Here is a 20,934-nt window from a genome sequence, read left to right on the forward strand (position 1 = left end):
ATCACCTCATATATTTTTTTGCTATTTTCTCCTTAACCTCTTTATCCACATTTATTATATCATCTAAAGTGGGATTTTGTATATTATTATGTTCTTTCATACTCTCTTCTATGATTTCAGCTATTTGCAAAAATTCTATTTTTTTATTTAAAAACAAAGATACAGCTATTTCATCAGCTGCATTTAATACGGTAGTCATAGTTCCTCCAATTTTTAAAGCCTCATATGCTAACGACAAACATTTAAAAGTTTCTAAATCGGGTTTTTCAAAAGTTAGCTGAGTTATAAGAAAAAAATCTAAAAAATTTATTCCATTTATGTAATTGCGAGTAGGATAATTTAATGCATACTGAATAGGTATCCTCATATCGGCAGCAGCCAATTGTGCAATTACACTACCATCTATATATTCTACCATTGAGTGAATTATACTCTGGGGATGCACAATCACATCAATTTTATTTTCAGAAATGTCAAAGAGCCATTTTGCTTCTATTACTTCAAACCCTTTATTCATCAAAGTGGCAGAATCTATCGTGATTTTTTTCCCCATTTTCCAATTAGGATGATTTAGAGCCTCATTTACAGTTACTTTTCTCAAATCTTCTTTTTTCTTTCCCCTAAAAGGACCTCCAGAGGCTGTTAAAATCAATCGAGATACTTGTTTTTTGTCATTTCCTCTTAAACATTGGAGTATAGCAGAGTGTTCACTATCTACAGGTAAAAGACTTATATCTTTCTTTTTTACCAAATCCATTACGATTTGTCCAGCTGTTACAAGCACTTCTTTATTCGCTAAAGCAATATCTTTTCCCATCTGGATAGCTGTAACTGTTGGAATAAGGCCAGCAATTCCTTCTACAGCTACCACCACTAAATCTGCGTCGTACTTTACAATTTCTTGAAGCCCTTTGTTGCCAGTTAGAATTTCGACATTTTTCTTTAGATTCTCCCTTAATTGGTTAGCTTTATCTTCATCTTTAACTGCTACGACTTTAGGATTAAATTCTTTAATTTGTTTAGATAAAAGTTCTATGTTGTTATAAGCTGTAAGTCCTACTATTTCAAAATTTTCTTTGAAATTTTTTATTACCTCTAATGTTTGTGTACCGATAGAACCAGTCGAGCCGAGAATTATTATCTTTTTCATGAAGTACATCCCTTTCTAAATTAAGTACTGAAAAATAAAGTATATAAAAGGAGAAACAAATAAAATACTATCAAATCTATCTAAAATTCCTCCATGACCAGGAATTATATTTCCAAAGTCTTTAATGTAGCAGTTTCTTTTTACAAAGGAAGCAATTAAATCTCCACATTGAGCGATTATACTTCCAAATAAGCCTATAATTACAGAAAGATATATAGTAACATTCGATTGAGGGAATAACCAAACAAATACACCACAACTGATGACAGAGCCTATGATTCCTCCAATTCCTCCTTCTATCGTCTTTTTGGGACTGATTGTAGGAGCAAGTTTGTGCTTTCCAAAAAATCTACCGGTAAAATAGGCAAAAGTATCTGTCATCCAAGAGACTATAAAAACAAACCATACTATGTAAATTCCTTCAGGCATTTCTCTAAGTTTTTGTATGTACAAAAAGAAAAGAGGTATATAAATGATTCCCATTAAAGTTAGAGCGTAATCTTTGAGATTATATTTTTTATTAGTCAAAAATAGCAAAAAAAGCATCATTGTGATTATAACTAATACATCTACTTTTGCGATTTTACTTTCTAAAAAATATAAAAAGATTGCTGACAAATATCCAAAAATTTTTACAGGCCGTATCCCAATATTTTTTGTAGCATTATAAAATTCATTAAGTCCTAATATGCTTACTAAAACTAATGCAATTTTAAGCATATCTCCCCCTTTTATTAAAATGAAAAATAAAATTGGCAAGCCTACTATCGCACTTATAACTCTTGTTTTTAGCATATTTATTTACCACTCCTCGTATAATATGATTGTAATTCACATCAAAAATTTAATAATAAACACATAAATTAAATCCTTAAAAACCATTTTTACCCTGGTAAAACAATCTCATAATTAAATCTCTCATTTTTTATTTAAATGGTCCTTTGTCTCTGATAAACTTAAAAGTAGAAGGTCCCTTTTATGTTTACTGAGGTATTTTTGGCTCACTCCTGTGGCATGCTGGTAAATCAGCATCACCACTCGAATAAGACTGAACCTCTGGAGTTATTTGAGTAATACATACTCGTTTGTTGTGCCTCTTTAGCTTATCTGTCCATCGCTTGAGCATCGATGGTCAGGCACCCTATAAGCTAAATCTGAGCACTAATCACGGCGAGGGTGTATTACAAATAACTCTCAGAGACAAAGGACCTTCAAAAAACTTTTTACAAAAAGGAGCGTGAATCTACCATGAGCTCTACACTTATCGTTGGCATTGATATTTCAAGTGAATTAAATGCTGCTTCTTTTATTGATGAGACCGGCAACCGCTTAGTGAAAAAAACTTTCTTCTTCCCTAATAATTTGGATGGCGCTCAGCAGCTTCTAAACTTTACTATCTCTCTTGCTCAACAATACAATATTTCATCCATTAAATTTGGCATGGAAGCTACTTCACACTATGCCTGGCATTTGCATACTTTCCTAGCTTCTTCTCCTGAACTTGCTCCCTTTAATCCTCTATTTTACGTCATCAATCCTTCTATCATTAAATCTTTTAAAGGCGCTTATATACATCTTCCTAAAACAGACTCCATTGATGCAGCTGTTATTGCTGAATGTGTAAGATTTGGACAGGTCAAACCAACTCCTCTCCCAGACTTGAGATACGCTGCACTGCAAAGACTTACTCGCATGCGTTATCATATCGTCCGCAGCTTGGTCCGTGAAAAAAATCGAGCCCTAAGCCTTATTTCTTTCAAGTTCTCAACCTATCCTTCAGAGTGCCCTTTTAGCAACATATTTGGTAAGGCTTCCTTAGCTATCATTGAAAATTTTACTCCTGATGATATTGCTTCCATGCCTCTTGATGACCTGATCGACTTTATTGTGAAAAACGGCAATAACAGACTCTCAGACCCTACTCAAATCGCCAAAACTTTAAAAGCTGCTGCTAACAGAGCTTACAGGCTTCACCCTGATCTTGCTGAAGCAAACGACTTAGCTCTTTCTATGACACTCGAAAATATTCGCTTCCTCGAATCTCAACTTAAAAAGCTCGACGGCGAGATATCAAGACAGCTTAAAGCTTTTTCTCAAACTCTAACTACTATCCCCGGTATTGGAGACGTCCTTGCTGCTGGTATCATCGCCGAAATTGGTGATATTAAAAGGTTTAATAACGAGGCTGCTGTTGCCAAATATGCTGGCCTCATCTGGAATAAATACCAATCAGGTAATTTCAATGCCCAGGATACTTCTTTGGTTAAGTGTGGTGATCAGTACCTGCGATACTATCTTGTTGAAGCCGCTAACTGTGTTAGGGTGCACACAGTGAGGTTTAAAGACTACTACAACAAGAAGTATCGCGAGGTACCTAAACACCAACATAAACGTGCCCTCGTCTTAACTGCTAGAAGATTAATCCCTCTGATCTTTGCAATGCTCAGCAAAGGTCAAATATATCAAGAAAGAGGTGTTGCTAGTATTTAAATACTTTTTTGTTAAAAATTAATAAGGAATTTAGTTCTGGAACTTCCAATACCATTTATTGGTATATTGGAAGAAGGGTATCTTTTTGTCTTTTTGCCCTTTAAATGTCTCAAAAAATTTTTAATTACCCCCTTGACATTTTACCGTTTGTCTTACTATACTCCCCCAAATCTCCTTTGGCGAGTTTGGTAATACAATATTGCTTCAATAAGATGTTCTTTGCCAAAATCCGGCCACAGTACCTCTGTAAACCAAAGCTCAGAATAAGCAGATTGCCACAATAAGAAATTGCTTAATCTTTTTTCTCCACTTGTTCTTATTATAAGATCTGGATCTGGCTGGTTTTTAGTATACAAATTTTCACTTATAGTTTGTTCTGTAATTTCCTCAATGGACAATTCTTTATTTAAAATCTTTGCGCAAATTTTTTTCACAGCCTTTACTATTTCATCTCTTCCGCCATAATTTAACGCAATATTAAGTACAAGGCCAGAGTTGTTTTTTGTTACATTTTGCGCCCGCTCTATTTCAATTTTACACTTCTGTGGTAAAACGGAAATATCACCTATGAAGTTAATCAATACATTATTTTTATTCAATTCATCTACTTCTTTAGAGAGAAATTCAACGAGTAAATCCATTAAAAAATTTACTTCTTCTTTAGGTCTTTTCCAGTTTTCGGTTGAAAAAGCGTACAAAGTTAAATATTTTATTCCTAATTCTCTAGAGGCTTTTACAACCTCTCTTACAGCATTAACACCAGCTTTATGGCCATAAAATCTCATTATCCCTCTTTTTTGAGCCCATCTTCCATTTCCATCCATGATAATACCTATATGAATAGGCAATTTATTTTTATCAATCTTGTCACTCAAGTCTCTATTTTTTTGTCCAAAAAACACCATTTATTTTCCTCCTCATTTTATAAGGGCGCCCCCTCGTCAGAGGGGGGATTAAATTCTAATAACAGTAATTTCAAGAATGTTATTTTGTTCTTTTATCCTGGCAACTTTTAAACGAGAACCCTCATATTTAAAAATAGATTTTGTCTCTACAACGTTAAATTTTAAGTCCTTAGGTAATTTTTCTATTATTTTATGTAAATCCATCCCTATAAAATTATTATAATAATCTGTCAAATTTCCATTATCTCCTTTTCTTTAGCTTCCACTGCTTTGTCTATCTCTTTAATATATTTGTCAGTTAATTTTTGAATTTCTTCTTCTCTCTTTTTTCTTTCATCTTCCGAAATTTCACCGTTTTTTTCCATTTTTTTTACAGCATCATTAGCATCTCTTCTTATTTGCCTTACTGCTACTTTTGCCTCTTCTGCTTTTTTATGAACTAACTTTACCAATTCTTTTCTTCTTTCTTCAGTCAATTCAGGAAAAACTAATCTTAACACTTTACCGTCAGAAACTGGATTAATTCCTAAATCTGATTTCTGTATTGCTTTTTCAATATCACTTATTTTTGAAACATCCCACGGTTGTACAACTAGTACTCTTGGCTCTGGAGCTGTAATGGTGGCTAATCTGTTAAGAGGAGTTGGAGTACCATAATAATCTACCATAATTCGGTCAAGTAGTGCAGGATTTGCTCTACCTGCTCTTATAGCAGCTAATTCGTTTTTTAAAACGCTCAAAGATTTTTGCATTTTTTCTTCGCTAGCTTTTAAATAATCACTCATACTTAAACCTCCTTCACTATTGTACCAATATCTTTTCCTGTTACTACTTTCTTTATATTTCCGTAGGTAGTAAGGTCAAAAACTATGATTGGTATTTTATTGTCCATGCATAAAGACGTTGCTGTTGAATCCATTACTCCTAAACCTTTGTTTAAAACATCTAAATAAGACAATTCTTTAAATTTTACAGCGTCTTTGTATTTATTTGGGTCTTTGTCATAGACTCCATCTACTTTTTTAGCTAATAGTATGACCTCAGCATCTATTTCTGCTGCTCTTAATGAAGCAGCAGTATCAGTTGAAAAGAAGGGATTCCCTGTCCCAGCAGCAAATATAACAACTCGTCCTTTTTCTAAGTGTCTTATTGCTCTTCTGCGTATATAGGGTTCTGCAATTGCTCTCATCTCAATAGCGGTCTGAACTCTTGTAGGAACTTCCCGTTGCTCTAAAGCATCTTGCAGTGCAAGAGCATTAATTACAGTTGCGAGCATTCCCATGTGGTCTGCAGTAGTTCTGTCCATCCCAATACCTTCTCTTCCCCGCCATATATTTCCTCCGCCAACTACAAGACCAATTTGAACTCCCATTTCTTTCACTTCTTTTATCTCGTCTGCTATTCGATTAACAGTGTCAAAATCGATTCCAAATCCCTTATTTCCTGCCAAAGCTTCTCCTGAGATTTTCAGAACTACTCGCTTGTAAACAACTGACGACACAATAACACCCCATTCTTATAAGTTCTATAAAAATTTTGAAAATCCTTCTTAATCTTTTAAGTAATTTATAAAAATGGGACACAACCGTGTCCCTATGTGGTTGCCTATTTAATTTTATTACTCATTTGAGGAAGTTTCAATACCTTCTCCTCTTTCAAATCTAACAAATCTTCTTATCACAATATTTTCTCCTAATTTTGCAATCGTCTCATTTAACAAATCTTTCACTGTTTTTTCTGGGTCTCTAATGTATTCTTGTTCTAACAAGCAATTCTCTTTGTAAAATTTTTCAATACGTCCTTCAACTATTCTATCTACGACATTTTGTGGTTTCCCTTCATTTAACGCCTGTGCTTTTAAAATTTCTCTTTCTTTTTCCAAAACAGTTTGTGGCACATCTTCACGAGAAATATACTTTGGATTTGCGGCAGCAATTTGCATACATATTTCTTTAACAAAATTTTTAAATTCATCAGTATTCGCCACAAAATCTGTTTCACAATTTACTTCTACTAAAACCCCTATTCTTCCACCACTGTGTATGTAGGCATCAACTAAGCCTTCATTGGCAACTCTACCTGCTTTTTTAGCAGCAGCAGCCAATCCTTTTTCTCTTAAAATATCTATGGCCTTTTCCATATCTCCATTTGCTTCCATTAAAGCTTTTTTACAATCCATCATTCCAGCGCCAGTTCGTTCTCTTAATTCTTTAACAGCTTGTGCTGATATCATTAGAAAAACCTCCTTAGATTGATAAATGATATACAATAGTGGTAAGGAGCATTGCCTTTTTCCTTACCACTAGACAAAAATTTTCACTCTTCTGAAGCAGCAAATTGTTCGCCTTGATTGCCTTCAATCACTGCATCTGCAATCTTGGAAGTAATAAGCTTGACAGCTCTTATAGCATCATCATTCCCCGGAATAGGATAATCGATTAGCTCAGGATCGCAATTAGTGTCTACAATAGCTACAATTGGTATTTCCAAGCTTTGAGCTTCTGCCACAGCGATAGCTTCTTTTTTGGGATCAACGATGAATAAAGCGGAAGGCAGAGACTGCATATTCTCTATTCCGCCTAAAAATTTCTGCAATCTTTCCTTTTCTTTTCTAAGTTTTATTACCTCTTTTTTAGGAAGAACATCAAAAGTTCCATCTTCTTCCATTTTTTTGAGTTCTTTTAATCGTTGAATTCTTCCTCTAATTGTTTTAAAATTAGTTAGGGTTCCACCTAACCACCTTTGATTTACATAAAACATACCACATCTTTCTGCTTCTTCCTTAATAGAATCCTGAGCCTGTTTCTTGGTCCCAACAAAAAGAATAGTGCCCCCTTCCATGGCCAACTTTTTGACAAATTCATAAGCTTGTTCCAGTTTTTCTACTGTTTGTTGTAAATCAATGATGTAAATTCCATTTCTTTCTGTAAAAATATAAGGAGCCATTTTAGGGTTCCATCTTCTCGTTTGATGACCAAAATGTACCCCTGCTTCTAATAACTGCTTCATTGAAATTACCGACATACATCCACCTCCTATGGTTATTCCTCCGCCTAAATCATCTTGCAAAAAGACCTTTTCAGGCACCCTTTTTGCAATCATTAGGCGTGTGTTATTGACTGCCAATGAATACTATATTATATATTTTGCTAAATGTCAATATATTATCACACTTTTATGTCTATATGCCCTATAGTTTTTTTGCTTTTTTTATCTTTATCTTTTTCCTGCTTATTTTTTTGTTCAGAGTTTTGGCGATCTTTTATAAGAGTTTTTTCTGTTTTCTCGAGTTCATTAGGCTTTGTCTTCTTTATTTCATTTTCTCTATTAGAAAGGGTTGTTATTTGCTGAGAATAAATGACAGGCTTTTGAAGATCAATTTGTTTCAAGTTTCCTACCTCTACAGTACGAGGTAGAATAGATTTTAAGTCAATAGGGACATTGGAAGACATAAAATTCATCTCCTTATTTTAGAGGAAAAAATTTTATTTCTTCCTCATTTTTTATAAACATAGCATATTTAATAGGTTCTTGTATCTTTAAAGTAACGTCATCAATAACGAGTTTAGTTCCTGGAAATATTGTATCAAAAACTTTTATAATTCCAATACTAGAACTTTTTATTTCCTCCTTTAAAGAATTTAATTCCTCACTTAGACGATGATTTAGAGAAATTAAATCTTGGAAAGATTTTTTAGCTTTATGATAAATCTCTTCTTTATCAGGAGGTAAGTTTTCGATTTTTTCTATGTACTTAAGAATTTTTCCTATTTTTTCTAATTGGGCATTGTTTTGTTCCATTTGGGAAGTTAATTCCGCTATTTTCAGTCTCTTTTGAGGCAGTATACCTACTTGTAATTCTGTATACGTTCCCATTTTTGAACCAATATTTGCCGCTGAAATTTCTCTTGCAGCTACAATTTTACTGCCAATAATTTGGCTTTTATTTCCTAAAAGTTTTACACTCCCTCCTGCTTTTACATCGCAATAAATTATCGCTTCACTGTATATATCTTCTCCGGCTTCTACACTGCAGTTTTGTAAATACTTTGCTGTAATATTTCCTTCTGCAATAATTTTTGCCCTTCCAGCGCCCTGTACTCCTTTATGAATACTGATATTTCCTTTTGCTATTATAGTCGCTGCTTCCACTACTCCAAAAATTTCTATATTACCTTCACTTTCAACAGTAAAACCTGATTTAACATTTCCAGTAATTTTTACACTTGCTACCGTTTTTATGTTTCCTACAGAAGTGTCGACTTCTTTTACTTCCAAAAGAGTATGTACTTCTATTTTGTTGTTTAAAACCACGATATGACCATCTACAGAAGCTACAAGCTTATCATCATCAATATAAGTATTTTTCCCAAGAGGAAGTCTTACATCTTTCCCGCCTAGAGCATCAACTTTTTGTCCAAAAACATTAATTCCTGGTTGTCCTGCAGTAGGATTTATTTTTCGAGCTATTATTTGACCTTTTTTAACGTTTTTAAACAAGTCTAAATTTTTATAATCTACACTTCCATCCTCCAAAATTTTTGGGGTTGCAGCCTTTTCTATGTCTATCTCAAAAATTATCTTTCCATCTTCTCCATTTATAGGCTTTTTATCTTCTGCAATTAATACACCTTTTGCATTTTTCAAATCTTTACAAATATTATCTATAACATCAAATTTTACTCCATATACTATATTATGTTTCGAGATTTCTTGTAATAAAACCTCTTTATTAATACTAATACCATTGGGGTCTTCAATTAAAGTCAAATAGGCTTGTTGTTTATCTCTCGATACGTCAATAAGTACTTTGTACTTTTTTTCATCCATTTTAAAGCCCCCATTTTAAAAGTATCCACTTAATATCTCCCTTATCCTTTTGATAGCTTTTGTATGAATTTGTGATATTCTAGATTCTGTTAAATTTAAAATTTTGCTTATGTCTTTGTAGTTTAAATCTTCATAATAATACAATGTTATTACCAATCTTTCTTTATCTGGTAAATTTTTAATAGCATTTGCTAGTTTTCTTTTCAGTTCTTTGTATAATACTTCCTCTTCTGGGTTTTTTAATTCGACATCTGAAATAGCATGTAACTTAAAATTATTTTCAATAGCTTCCTCTAAAGAATTAACATTAGAAACATTGATATAACTTAAAGTTTTTAAAACGTCTATTTCATTTAAGCCACAAGCTTCTGTTATTTCTTCAACTGTAGGTTCCCTATTATATTTTTGTTGAAGTGTTTCTACGGTTTCTTCTATTTTTCTGTACTTTTTTTTGAGACTTCGAGGCATCCAATCTTTTTTCCGCAAATAGTCTATTATTTCTCCTCTTATTCTTAAAGTAGCGTAAGTTTCAAATTTTACACCTTTACTAGGCTGATATTTTTCAATTGCATCGATAAGGCCAAGTACTCCTTGATTTATCAAGTCTTCATACTCAGATTGAGTAATATCAGAAATGATGAGTTTTTTGACAATATGTTTGACTAAGGGCATATACTTGATTATTATTTCATTTCGTAGATTTGGGTCTTTACTAGAATTATAAGTTTTCCATATATCCTCCTCCACTAATGCCATACAAAATTCCCCCAATTTTTAAATATATTTTATTCCATAACCAATAGTTTTAACTAATAGTCTTCCATCCTCAGAATAAAACTCAATAGTTCGTCCATAATTTCCACCTATATCTTCCGCAACGACCGGTATACCAAGTTTTCCTAGTACTTCTTTAGTAGCAACTGCATTTCTTTCTCCTATGTTCATAATGTCAGAATTTATCTTCGAAGAAAACATTTGCGCTCCTCCAGCAATTTTACTAATTAACCTTTTAGGATTAGCGCCCAATTTTACCATCTCTTCAATCAAAACTTGGATACCGGTATCAGCAAACTTAAGTTTATTAGAATTATCAGATATTTTGTTACTATAAGGTAACATAATATGTACCAGACCTGATATTTTTGTAATTGGGTCATAAAGAACAATTCCGACACAAGACCCCAGCCCAATGGTTGTAAGAATTCCTGGGCTTTGTGTGACCTTTGCATCTGCCATTCCAACCCTATAAATCTTATTTTCCATTCACTTCAACTCCAAGCGCTTTTAGTATTAAATCAAAAGAGTTAATATCTGGTATTAAGAAGAAATCACCTTTTATAAGTTTTTCTCCCTCTATAAATTGGGTCTCAATAAACAAAATCTTATCAGAAATTTCTCCGTATTTAATAGCCGGAACACTCAAAATTGCTCCTGCCATGTCTATACTTATTGCGGGAGGTGAAATTTTCATATTTAAAGAAGTAAGAGTAGATAATGAGGCTACATAGCTACCTGCCATAATATTTCCTATTTCCTCTAAAGCGGATTTTTCTAACTCATCAAATTCTTCTTTTACTTCCAATCCCATGAGGCTCCAAATAAGAGAAGCAGCGCTTTTTATATCAAGTGCAAAAAGAATATTACCATTTACATCTCCATCTAGATCGAAATAAATACCAACAATGATCGTATCAGCAGAGCCAAATATATCTGATACTTCTTGAAAATCTAGAATTTTTACCTTTGGCACTTGCATGTCCACTTTTTTGCCAATCATTGTTGAAAGAGCAGTTATAGCATTTCCTGCTCCAATATTTCCTAATTCTTTTAAAATGTCTAAGTACATTTCATTTAATCGACTAATATCCACATTTCTCACACCCTGACATCTAATAATTTTTTTAAATCTAAAATGAGAAATACCTTATCTTTAATTTTTCCTACTTTGCTGACGAATTTTCCAAATTCATCAGAAGCCTCATTAAAAACTAGGTTATCAATATTTTCTTCCGCAATATCAACCACTTCATTAGCATTATCTACAATCATGCCTACTAACATATCGTAAGCCTTTAAAACCACAATTCTTGTATCTTCATCATACTCTTTTTCAACTAAACCCAATTTTACTCTTAAAGAAATCACAGGAATTATTTCGCCTCTTAAATTTATAACGCCTTTTACATGACTTTCAGTCTGAGGAACTCTTGTTATAGGCATTACTTTTTCTATAGTCTGCACTTTTTCTATGTTTATTGCATATTCTTCCTCATCAATTTTGGCGATAACATATAGGCTCAAAGTTCTCCCTCCTTATTAAAACAAATTGTTGGCATCGACAATCAAGGCCACTTGGCCATCTCCCAATATTGTAGCTCCTGCAATAACTTTGACATTAGAAAGATACTTCCCTAATGGTTTTATGACTATCTCTTGCTGACCAATTAATTCATCTACAGTACAACATGCTAAATTTTCGCCTTTTTTGATAATTACACACACCAAATTTCCATTGTCAGAAGTCTTTTTGGTTTCTAATACTTCATTTAATCTTATTATTGGAATTACCTTTCCTCTAAAAAGAACTACTTCCTTCCCTTGAACATTGTGTATTTCATCCTCTTTTTTATGAACTATTTCCGAAATTGAATTAAGGGGAATTGCAAATTTTTCATCTCCCACTTTTACTAATAAAGCTTGTATAATTGCTAAAGTAAGAGGAAGTTTAATTATAAATTTTGTTCCCTTATTTATTTCTGATAATATTTCAATTGAGCCGTTTAAAGATTCGATTTTATTTTTTACTACATCTAATCCTACGCCTCTGCCAGAAATATCTGTAACTTTGTCAGCAGTGCTAAAACCTGGCCTAAATAAAAGGTCTAAAATCTTATCTTTAGAAAGCTCATTTACTTGCTCAGCGGTGTAAATACCTTTCTCTACTGCTTTTGCTTTGACTTTTTCTATATCAATTCCTCTCCCATCATCACTAACTTCTATTATGACATTATTACCTTCATGATAAGCTCTCAAATTAATGGTACCTTGTTCTGGTTTCCCCTTTTGCAACCTTTCTTGTGGCATTTCGATACCATGATCGATAGAATTTCTTATGAGGTGAACTAAAGGATCACCAATTTCATCTATAACAGTTCTATCTACTTCTGTATCTTGTCCATACATATTGAGAATAATTTTTTTGCCTAACTCGTAAGATAAATCCCTTACCATCCTTGGGAACCTATTGAATACTCTTTCAACCGGTACCATTCTTACCTTCATAACAGCATCATGTAAATTAGTAGTTATTCTTTCTAGATATTCAATAGCACTTGCAGTTTCAGAGTTTCTGTTATCTGCCTCTAATCCCTCAAGGCGGGTTTTTATGATTATAAGTTCACTTACTAAATTCATTAAATTATCCAATCTGTCTATATCTACTCTTACACTTTTTGAAGTTTTATTACTGCTTTGAGATTTCTTTATGTTCTCAAAACTTTGAGATTGTGAAGAAGATACCTCTTTGACAAATCTTCCCCCTTCTTTATTTAAATCAATGTTTATTGGTTCCACTTCCACCTTGTTAACCTCAGCAATAGACAATAACCTTTCTTCAATACTTTCTTTATCTTCTTTTGTAATAATGTGAACAGTGAAGCTATCCTCAAATTTTTCATCTTCAATATCTTCTACAGAGGGAGAAGAATTTATTATGTCTCCTACTTCATCTAAATTATTAAAAATTATAAAAGCACGTGCTGATTTCATAACACACCCTTTGTCAATATGTACTGTTATTTTATAGGCTTTGTAATTATCTTTTGCTGCCTCTCTTATTATATCTTCTTCGTATACATTCAATAATGTATCGCTACTGGATATATTATCTTCTTTTTCTACAACAGCCTCTTTATTTTTAGATTTAGAACTCACACCCGAAAGTAAAAATATCAACTCATCAACAGGTACATTATCTTCTCCTGTTTGTGATATTGAATCCAGCATCTCACTTAAAGTATCTACACACTTAAAGAGAATGTCCATGATAGGATGAGAAATGTTTAATTCGCCATTTTTTACCTCTTGTAATACATCCTCCATTTTATGAGCTAATTTATTCATGTTTTCAAAGCCCATAGTAGCAGCCATACCCTTTAAAGTATGGGCAGATCTAAAAATTTCATCGATTATTTGCTTATTTTTAGGGTCATTTTCCAAAAGCAATAAATTGCTATTTAAATTTTCTATATGTTCTTGCGATTCTTCAATAAATATATCGATATATTGATTATTTTCCATAAAATTCCCTCACCTTCTCGATTATTTCTACTGGAATTTTATCCAAAGGAAGAACTTTGTCAACAAATCCTGTTTTTATAGCGTTATAAGGCATTCCTTTTGCCAAAGAAGAATCAATATCCTGACATATAATAAAGCTTCCTTTCTCTTTTAAATATTTGAGGCCTTTTGAACCATCACTTCCCATGCCTGTCAAAATAACAGCTATTATGCAAGCATTTATTTGGGAAGCACTTATGAAAGTAGCATCAATGGAAGGTTTATAAACAGATTCAAAATCAGTAGAAAGTTTAATTTTTACTTTATCATTCTCTTCAATTAATAATAAATTTTTATCGCCAGGTGCAATATAAGCTACATTTTTCAAAATTTCCTCTCCATCTACTGCTTCTTTTACTTTGAGATTACAATTTTGGTCTAATCTTTCTGCCATCATTTTAGTAAACTTTTCTGGCATATGTTGTACTACAACTACTGAAGCAAAAAGGTCCTTTGGCAAATTAGTCAATATATATTGCAATGCTTTAGGCCCCCCAGTAGAAGCCCCAATTATAACAAGACAATCATTTCTCATAAATCATTCAATCCCTTTTTGTCTACTTTTTCTCTGTTCTTCAAAGATATAGCTTATAATCTTTTCTCTTACTTTTTCATCAATGTCCACATAACAAATACCAACTTCATATCCTTTTTCTAATGATTCATCATATCTCACTACTTTTCCGCTTACTGTTATCTCCTGATCTAATGTAAAAACACAATTTATGATAGTCCCTACCTCTAATTTTTTATCTACCTTACATTTTAATCCTCCACCACTTATATCTTGAATAAGGCCTTTATAAACTTTATCTTCTTCTTCACTAATGGTATAAGTAAATGGAATCACCTTCTCTAATCTAAAATACTGTCTCCTTTGTAATCTTTCCACATTGCTTATAGGCATTATCTCTAAAAGAGCAAGTTTTCCAGAAAATCTATTTAGAACCTTAGCATAAAAGGTAAACAAACCTTGTTTTGTAAAATAAATTACTTGAACTATTGAACCTATTCTCACAGGAACTAAATGACCACTGTATACTGGAGTATCAATTAATATAGTCCCATTTTTAGAAATATCTTGTACTTGAGATGAGTACATGGTTTTACCATTGTTTAAACCTATCCTCAATTTTTGCCCCGGTAGTAAATTTATTTCATTCATCTAAATCCTCCTCTATTGATAAGTCTAGAAAAAATACCCCACAACCCCTTATTTTCTACAGGAGGAGGTTGATTAGCAATTTGAGCTGCAATTTGTAATATCTTTTTTGATGTTTTACTATTTTCATATTTAAGGACAATGGGATTTTGCTCAATTATACACTCCATCATCTTTTCGTCATTTTCTAAATACCCTAAATCAATCAAAGATACACCTAAATAGTTTTTAACTACTGTTTCAAACCTATCGTAAATTTTTCTGTATTCATTAAAATTTTTTACTCTATTTATCACTACATTAATTTTTTTGCTTTCACCTACCAGCGAATACTTAGTGAGAGTATAAGCATCCATAATAGACGTTGGTTCAGGAGTTACTATCAGTAAAACTTCATCGGTTGCTTTTAAAAAATTGCTAACTACGTTATTGAGGCCTGCACCCGTATCTATAATAATAAAATCGGAATAATAGTCTAAAATTTTAATGTTGTTTAGAAAAAGACTTAAATCTACTCCTTCTTTAATAAGGTTGAAGTCTCCACCAGAAGATATGTATTTTACACCTAAAGGCCCTTCATTTATAACTTCTGTTATCATTTTGTTGTTGTACAAAACATCTAATAAAGTATACTTAGAAGTAACTCCTAATTCAATTTCAACATTTGAAAATCCCAAATCTGCATCAATAATCGTAACATTATAGCCCAATTTTTTAAGTCCCAAAGAAAGATTTACTGAGATACATGTTTTACCAATTCCGCCTTTTCCACCTGTAATTGTAATAACCCTGCTTTTTTTTATCTTCTTCTTTTGGGAAACCAATTTTCTTAAACTTTCAGCCTGGTCCATCATACACTAATTCCCCTTTACTATGCTTAAGACGATAATTTCGCTTTCTGCTAAAGTTATATCATCAGGAACAATTTGTCCATTTGTAAAATAAGAAATTGGTCGCCCTGAATAGTAAACAGCGTTTAAAATAGAACTATAATTATCAGTTTCATCTAATTTAGTAAAAATTAACTTATAATTTCCTGCAAATTCATATCTTTCTATTACTTCTTTTAAATCTTCCGATTTAGTTGTAGCACTCAAGCATAAAAAAGTTTCATCACAGTTTGCATATTTGATAAAAGTTTTTAATTCACTTATTCGCCTTTCATCTTTATGGCTTCTTCCAGCTGTATCTATTAAAACTACATCGTACTTTTCAAACTCTGGCTGAAGTTTATGAAGTTCAAAAATATTATTTACTACTCTTACTGGCACTCCTAAAATTTCTCCATAGGTTTTCAACTGGTCTACCGCCGCTATTCTGAAAATGTCTGCTGTAACGAGCATTATTTTTTTACCTCCATTCAATATCAAATTAGAAGCAATTTTTGCAATGGTTGTAGTTTTCCCCACTCCAGTAGGTCCAATGAACAAAATTTTTTTGCTTTTTTCAGAATTCAATTTTTGAGGAGGTCCCATAAAAGTTTCTAGTCGTTCCTTCAAAATTTTTATTCCTTTATTATCAAGTTCATCAATTCCTTCCCCCAATAACTGAGACACTTCCTTTTCTATTCCATAATCTATTAATTTAGAAATTAAATTTTTCTCCCTAGCTTCTGTAACCGTTCCATTTTTATTGATAGTTATAGTTTTAATTAAATTTTTAAGTTCGTTTATATCATTTTTTGTAATATTTTCCTTAGGGATTACCGGTGGGTAATCTTCTACTGCTGCTACTACTTCCACTTTACTCTTCTTAAAAAGTCCTATGATCCCTCTTTCTTTAATTCTGTTCTGATGAAGTATTACAGCGTTACTTCCCATTTCCGCTTTTATCATTCGTAAAGCTTCTTGATAGTCATTAGCGATATATTTTTTAACTTTCATTTAATCTCACCGTCCCCACCGATGTAACTTCAATATTTGGTAAAAGCTCATTATATGACAAAACAACAATATCGGGAGAAATTTGTTCTACTAACTTCCTGAGATAAAATCGAGTTACAGGCGCTGTCAGAATTACAGGTTGTCCACCTTTTAAAGTCACCTTTTTTACTAATTCATGGATACTTTTTAAAACCCTTTGCGCCAAAGAAGGCTCCAATGCTAAATAAGAACCATGTTCTGTCTGAGTTATACTGGAGGATATTAACTGTTCAACACTTGGATCTAACGTTATAACTTCAATCTTACCACCTGCAGCATATTTACTGGAAATAGCACGAGCTAAAGCCTGTCTTACATACTCTGTTAAAACATCTGTATCTCGGATAATAGGAGCATAATCTGCTAAAGTCTCCAATATTGTAACTAAATCTCTGATAGATAACCCCTCTCTTAAAAGGTTAGAAAGTACTTTCTCTATTTCACCTATTGTTAAAAGCTTAGGTACTAATTCTTCTATTAATGCAGGATTCGTCGCTTTTATATTGTCAATTAAACTCTGTACTTCTTGCCTTCCTAAAAGTTCATGGGCATGCTGTTTTATAATATGAGTGAGGTGTGTAGCAATAACAGAAGGAACATCTACTACTGTATATCCCCTTGCTTCTGCTTTTGACTTTTCGTTTTCATCTATCCAAATTGCAGGTAATCCAAAAGCTGGTTCTCTTTCTCGAATTCCAGAAATATCTTCATCTATTTCTCCTGCTGTCATAGCCATATACCTATCAATATATACCTTGCCTCTGGCAATTTCATTCCCTCTAATTTTTATAACATATTCATTAGGCTTTAATTGAATATTATCTCTTAAACGAATCATTGGGACCACAATACCCAAATCAAGAGCAATTTGTCTTCTTATCATAACAATCCTATCTAATAATTCTCCACTTGCAAGAGGAATCAATTCATAGCCAAATTCCAGTTCAATAGGGTCAATTTGCAATAATTCATATACTTTCTTAGGATCTCTTATATTCTCTAACTCTTTTATGTTTTCTTCTTGTTCTTCTTCTTTTACTGTTACTTTTTGAGTCCCTGCAAATCCAAGATATGCAAACAATGAACCCATTAAGATAAGTGGAAGTTTAGGTAAAAGAGGTACTAATACCAGTGCAAAGAGCAATCCAGCTGCTATTTTTAAAATTCTAGGCTGATTGAAGAGCTGCTTTATTACATCTCCTCCTAAATTTGACTCAGAAGCTGAACGAGTAACAATCATTCCAGTAGCAGTTGATATCAAAAGTGCCGGTATTTGATTTACTAAACCCTCGCCTACTGTCAGTATGGTATAAGTATGTAAAGCCTGATTTACATCCATTCCTTTCATCACCATACCTATAGTAAAACCTGCCACAATATTTATAATTATAACAATTATAGAAACAATTGCATCTCCTTTGACAAATTTACTAGCACCATCCATTGCTCCATAAAATTTTGCCTCTTGCTGTATTTCCATTCTTCTCTCTCTAGCTTCTTTTTCTGTTATAAGGCCTGCGTTTAAATCAGCATCTATTGCCATTTGCTTTCCTGGCATTGCATCCAAAGTAAATCTTGCTGACACTTCAGATACTCTCTCTGCTCCTCTGGTTATGACGATAAATTGTACAATTGCAATTATCAAGAAAATAATGAATCCGACAACTGGATTTCCACTTATTACAAAACTTCCAAAGGCCTGTATTACGCCACCTGCATAGGCATTGCTTAAAATAAGTCTCGTACTCGAAATGTTAAGAGCCAGTCTCAAAAGAGTAGTTATTAATAATATAGAAGGAAATATAGAAAAATCTAAAGCATCTTTTACATACATAGTAGTCAAAAGTATTATTATAGACAAAGTTATGTTAAATATTAATAAAAAGTCCATGATAACGGGTGATACAGGAATTATTATGAGTAACACTATTCCTACTACAAAAAGAGCTACAGTAAGCTCAGAGGATTTCAAATTATCCCTCCTATTCTCCCTTCAAGCTGTAGACATAAGCCAAAACTTCAGCTACAGCTTGATAAAGCTCTGGTGGAATCATATCTCCTATTTCAGTAGACCTATACAGTGCCTGAGCTAATGGCTTATTCTCAACTATGGGAATATTTAACTTCTTAGCTTCTTCTTTTATTCTGAGGGCAATAATGTCTTGCCCTTTAGCTATCACTACAGGTGCGTCATTTACATTACTATCGTACATAAGAGCAACAGCAAGATGAGTTGGGTTTGTTATTACGACATCCGCCTTTTTTAAGTCTTGCATCATTCTTCTCATAGAAACTTGTCGCTGTTTTCTTCTTATCTCTGCTTTTATCTGAGGGTTTCCTTCCGTCTCTTTAAACTCTTCCTTTATATCCTCTTTACTCATTTTAAGGCTTGTTTCATACTCTCTCCACTGGAAGAAGTAATCTAATACTCCAAGAAAAATAAGTACAATTCCTATTCTAGTAGTAATTCCCAAAAGTATGTTTAAAGCGTATTTTAATATATCTTGAACTGACATATCAAGAAGCATTGGTATACCTTTATATTGAGAAGCTAAAAAAGAGTACATTATATAGAAAATAACTACCACTTTAGCAATAGATTTAGCTAATTCTACCAATGCTCTTTTTGAAAAAATTCTCTTGAAGCCTTCCACAGGATTTAATCTTTCCAACTTAAAGGCAAGGGGCTCAATTGTAAATACAAAGCCTACTTGGAGATAAGTTGATGCAAGAGAAACAATAAAAATCAATAAAATTATAGGCATAGTTATTGATATTGCTTGTTGCAAGAGATATGTAAACAGATTTTGTATACCTACTATATTAAAAACATCGTCATTAGCTCCAGAATAGGTATAAAGCAAATACTTTGTTAAAGCCATCATTTTTCCTAAAAAAGGTATTGCAAGTATATTTACTGCCAAAAAACCTGCTACAATTACTAAAGCAGAAGTTATTTCTCTGCTTTGGAAGACCTGCCCTTTTTTTCTTGCATCTTGTCGCCTTTTAGGAGTAGCTGGTTCAGTTTTTTCTTCAGCAAACAATTGTAAATTTATTTTACTCAAAACTATCACCTTGTCATAAATTTCATCAATCTAAAAATGTCAGCATCCATTCCATTAAACATAAAATCTATAATTGCCAAATACATTGGCAACATAATAAGCAAAGTAAAGATTCCAACAAAAATCTTAGCTGGCATTCCTATCATAAAGACGTTAAGCTGAGGTATAGTACGGGAGATTATTCCCAAAACTAAATCTGTCAAAAGAGTTGTTAAAATTATAGGAGCACTTATTCTAAAACCTAATATAAACATATCAGAAACCATTTTTGTTAAGACTTGAGACATACCAGGTAAATTAAAGACAACTTTCCCAACAGGAATTATATCAACACTTTTAGCCAACATTGTAAATAATATATAATGACCATTCAAAAGCATGAAGATAAGGATTGTCAAAATATATATGAAATTTCCCATCAAAGGAACCTGGGTTTCGCTGTGAATATCTAAAATGTTTACCAGTCCAAACCCCAACTGATAATCAATCAGCTGACCGGCTAAATGTATAGCGCTAAAGGATATCATAGATGCCAGCCCTATCACAAGTCCTACAATGAACTCAGAGATGACAACGATAAAGTAATCAAAAACATTATTTGTTTGCAAATCTACCGGTTCCATGGTATCAAAAACAATTACTGCCGCAAAAAAACCTAAACCTATTTTAAAAATAGTAGGAACATTTTTTGTACCAAAAAAAGGCGTAAGTATAAAAATACCCAGCATTCTGACGAAAAGTAATATAAAAATTTGAACATTTTGAAGTAAATACTGAATTATATCCATTTTACATCACTTTATAAAATTATTAATATTTAAAAACAATCTTTGAGTGTAGTTGACCAACGTAGTAAGCATCCATGGTCCAAATAGAATTAGACTTATAAGTATAGCGACAATTTTAGGAACAAAAGATAAGGTTTGTTCCTGAATTTGTGTAGTGGCTTGAAAAATGCTAATTAAAAGTCCTACCCCTAATGCTATTGCTAATAATGGAGTAGCGATTGTTAAGGCAACAGTTAAAGCTTCTCTTCCTATATCTATAACCACTCCCGTATTCAACTTGTTTT

General features: G+C 32.7%; 24 protein-coding genes. 1 reads left to right on the forward strand and 23 read right to left on the reverse strand.

The genetic code is table 11. The features are described 5' to 3' along the window. Position 1: 1 nt before the first annotated feature. Both THYS13_RS02825 and THYS13_RS02830 read right to left on the reverse strand, forming a co-directional pair. Positions 2-1,150, reverse strand: coding sequence for a 1-deoxy-D-xylulose-5-phosphate reductoisomerase (locus tag THYS13_RS02825; RefSeq protein WP_042833065.1), 1,149 nt, complete (start codon positions 1,148-1,150; stop codon positions 2-4). 15 nt (positions 1,151-1,165) lie between these two features. Further along, entirely contained in the window at positions 1,166-1,945 is a 780-nt protein-coding gene (locus THYS13_RS02830; RefSeq protein ID WP_042833066.1) for a phosphatidate cytidylyltransferase, read from the reverse strand. A gap of 453 nt (positions 1,946-2,398) precedes the next feature. Between THYS13_RS02830 and THYS13_RS02835 the strand changes: the two genes are divergently transcribed. Next, positions 2,399-3,640, forward strand: coding sequence for an IS110 family transposase (locus THYS13_RS02835; RefSeq protein WP_042833067.1), 1,242 nt, complete (start codon positions 2,399-2,401; stop codon positions 3,638-3,640). 155 nt (positions 3,641-3,795) lie between these two features. On the opposite strand, the gene THYS13_RS02840 is transcribed toward THYS13_RS02835, so the two are convergent. The 21 genes from THYS13_RS02840 to fliQ all read right to left on the reverse strand — a co-directional run bounded on the left by THYS13_RS02840 (position 3,796) and on the right by fliQ (position 20,926). After that, positions 3,796-4,545: an isoprenyl transferase gene (locus THYS13_RS02840; RefSeq protein WP_042833068.1), complete on the reverse strand. Its 750-nt coding sequence runs from the start codon at positions 4,543-4,545 to the stop codon at positions 3,796-3,798. A gap of 48 nt (positions 4,546-4,593) precedes the next feature. After that, positions 4,594-4,779, reverse strand: a complete 186-nt coding sequence (locus tag THYS13_RS02845) for a hypothetical protein (protein WP_003866737.1) — start codon at positions 4,777-4,779, stop codon at positions 4,594-4,596. Beyond that, on the reverse strand, positions 4,776-5,330 hold the full coding sequence (gene frr / locus THYS13_RS02850; protein ID WP_003869144.1) for a ribosome recycling factor: 555 nt from the start codon (positions 5,328-5,330) through the stop codon (positions 4,776-4,778). Before frr ends, THYS13_RS02845 begins: the two co-directional genes overlap by 4 nt. A 2-nt stretch (positions 5,331-5,332) precedes the next feature. Further along, positions 5,333-6,046: a UMP kinase gene (gene pyrH / locus THYS13_RS02855; protein ID WP_042833069.1), complete on the reverse strand. Its 714-nt coding sequence runs from the start codon at positions 6,044-6,046 to the stop codon at positions 5,333-5,335. 117 nt (positions 6,047-6,163) lie between these two features. Further along, the gene (gene tsf / locus THYS13_RS02860) at positions 6,164-6,778 is read right to left on the reverse strand and encodes a translation elongation factor Ts (protein WP_042833070.1); all 615 of its coding nucleotides are present in this window, start codon (positions 6,776-6,778) and stop codon (positions 6,164-6,166) included. 83 nt (positions 6,779-6,861) lie between these two features. Continuing rightward, on the reverse strand, positions 6,862-7,569 hold the full coding sequence (gene rpsB, locus THYS13_RS02865; RefSeq protein ID WP_042833071.1) for a 30S ribosomal protein S2: 708 nt from the start codon (positions 7,567-7,569) through the stop codon (positions 6,862-6,864). A 143-nt stretch (positions 7,570-7,712) separates the two neighbouring features. Next, positions 7,713-7,997 (reverse strand): hypothetical protein, encoded by a 285-nt coding sequence (locus THYS13_RS02870; RefSeq protein ID WP_042833072.1) that lies wholly within the window; start codon positions 7,995-7,997, stop codon positions 7,713-7,715. Positions 7,998-8,010: 13 nt separating this feature from the next. After that, on the reverse strand, positions 8,011-9,375 hold the full coding sequence (locus THYS13_RS02875; RefSeq protein ID WP_042833073.1) for a DUF342 domain-containing protein: 1,365 nt from the start codon (positions 9,373-9,375) through the stop codon (positions 8,011-8,013). A gap of 15 nt (positions 9,376-9,390) precedes the next feature. Beyond that, positions 9,391-10,131, reverse strand: coding sequence for a FliA/WhiG family RNA polymerase sigma factor (locus THYS13_RS02880; RefSeq protein WP_042833074.1), 741 nt, complete (start codon positions 10,129-10,131; stop codon positions 9,391-9,393). Positions 10,132-10,149: 18 nt separating this feature from the next. After that, positions 10,150-10,638: a chemotaxis protein CheD gene (locus THYS13_RS02885; RefSeq protein WP_029689059.1), complete on the reverse strand. Its 489-nt coding sequence runs from the start codon at positions 10,636-10,638 to the stop codon at positions 10,150-10,152. Then, entirely contained in the window at positions 10,628-11,245 is a 618-nt protein-coding gene (locus tag THYS13_RS02890) for a chemotaxis protein CheC (RefSeq protein WP_042805366.1), read from the reverse strand. The genes THYS13_RS02885 and THYS13_RS02890 overlap by 11 nt, the downstream gene beginning before the upstream one ends. 5 nt (positions 11,246-11,250) lie before the next feature. Then, entirely contained in the window at positions 11,251-11,676 is a 426-nt protein-coding gene (locus tag THYS13_RS02895; RefSeq protein WP_029689057.1) for a chemotaxis protein CheW, read from the reverse strand. A gap of 15 nt (positions 11,677-11,691) precedes the next feature. Next, positions 11,692-13,674, reverse strand: coding sequence for a chemotaxis protein CheA (locus THYS13_RS02900; RefSeq protein WP_042833075.1), 1,983 nt, complete (start codon positions 13,672-13,674; stop codon positions 11,692-11,694). Then, positions 13,664-14,248, reverse strand: coding sequence for a CheB methylesterase domain-containing protein (locus THYS13_RS02905; protein WP_042833076.1), 585 nt, complete (start codon positions 14,246-14,248; stop codon positions 13,664-13,666). The genes THYS13_RS02900 and THYS13_RS02905 overlap by 11 nt, the downstream gene beginning before the upstream one ends. A gap of 3 nt (positions 14,249-14,251) precedes the next feature. Further along, a complete protein-coding gene (locus THYS13_RS02910) occupies positions 14,252-14,878 on the reverse strand; it encodes a flagellar brake protein (protein WP_029689054.1) in 627 nt (208 codons plus the stop codon). Continuing rightward, on the reverse strand, positions 14,875-15,729 hold the full coding sequence (locus tag THYS13_RS02915) for an AAA family ATPase (protein ID WP_042833077.1): 855 nt from the start codon (positions 15,727-15,729) through the stop codon (positions 14,875-14,877). Before THYS13_RS02915 ends, THYS13_RS02910 begins: the two co-directional genes overlap by 4 nt. 3 nt (positions 15,730-15,732) lie before the next feature. Then, a complete protein-coding gene (locus THYS13_RS02920) occupies positions 15,733-16,758 on the reverse strand; it encodes an AAA family ATPase (protein ID WP_042833078.1) in 1,026 nt (341 codons plus the stop codon). Continuing rightward, complete coding sequence (gene flhA, locus THYS13_RS02925; protein WP_042833079.1) at positions 16,748-18,769, reverse strand: flagellar biosynthesis protein FlhA; 2,022 nt, start codon at positions 18,767-18,769, stop codon at positions 16,748-16,750. The genes THYS13_RS02920 and flhA overlap by 11 nt, the downstream gene beginning before the upstream one ends. A gap of 10 nt (positions 18,770-18,779) precedes the next feature. Continuing rightward, entirely contained in the window at positions 18,780-19,871 is a 1,092-nt protein-coding gene (gene flhB / locus THYS13_RS02930) for a flagellar biosynthesis protein FlhB (protein ID WP_042833080.1), read from the reverse strand. After that, entirely contained in the window at positions 19,868-20,650 is a 783-nt protein-coding gene (gene fliR, locus THYS13_RS02935; protein WP_042833081.1) for a flagellar biosynthetic protein FliR, read from the reverse strand. The genes flhB and fliR overlap by 4 nt, the downstream gene beginning before the upstream one ends. Positions 20,651-20,656: 6 nt before the next feature. Beyond that, positions 20,657-20,926 (reverse strand): flagellar biosynthesis protein FliQ, encoded by a 270-nt coding sequence (gene fliQ / locus THYS13_RS02940; RefSeq protein ID WP_029689048.1) that lies wholly within the window; start codon positions 20,924-20,926, stop codon positions 20,657-20,659. Positions 20,927-20,934 lie beyond the last annotated feature (8 nt).

Source organism: Thermoanaerobacter sp. YS13, assembly GCF_000806225.2.
GTDB classification, from domain to species: domain Bacteria; phylum Bacillota; class Thermoanaerobacteria; order Thermoanaerobacterales; family Thermoanaerobacteraceae; genus Thermoanaerobacter; species Thermoanaerobacter uzonensis.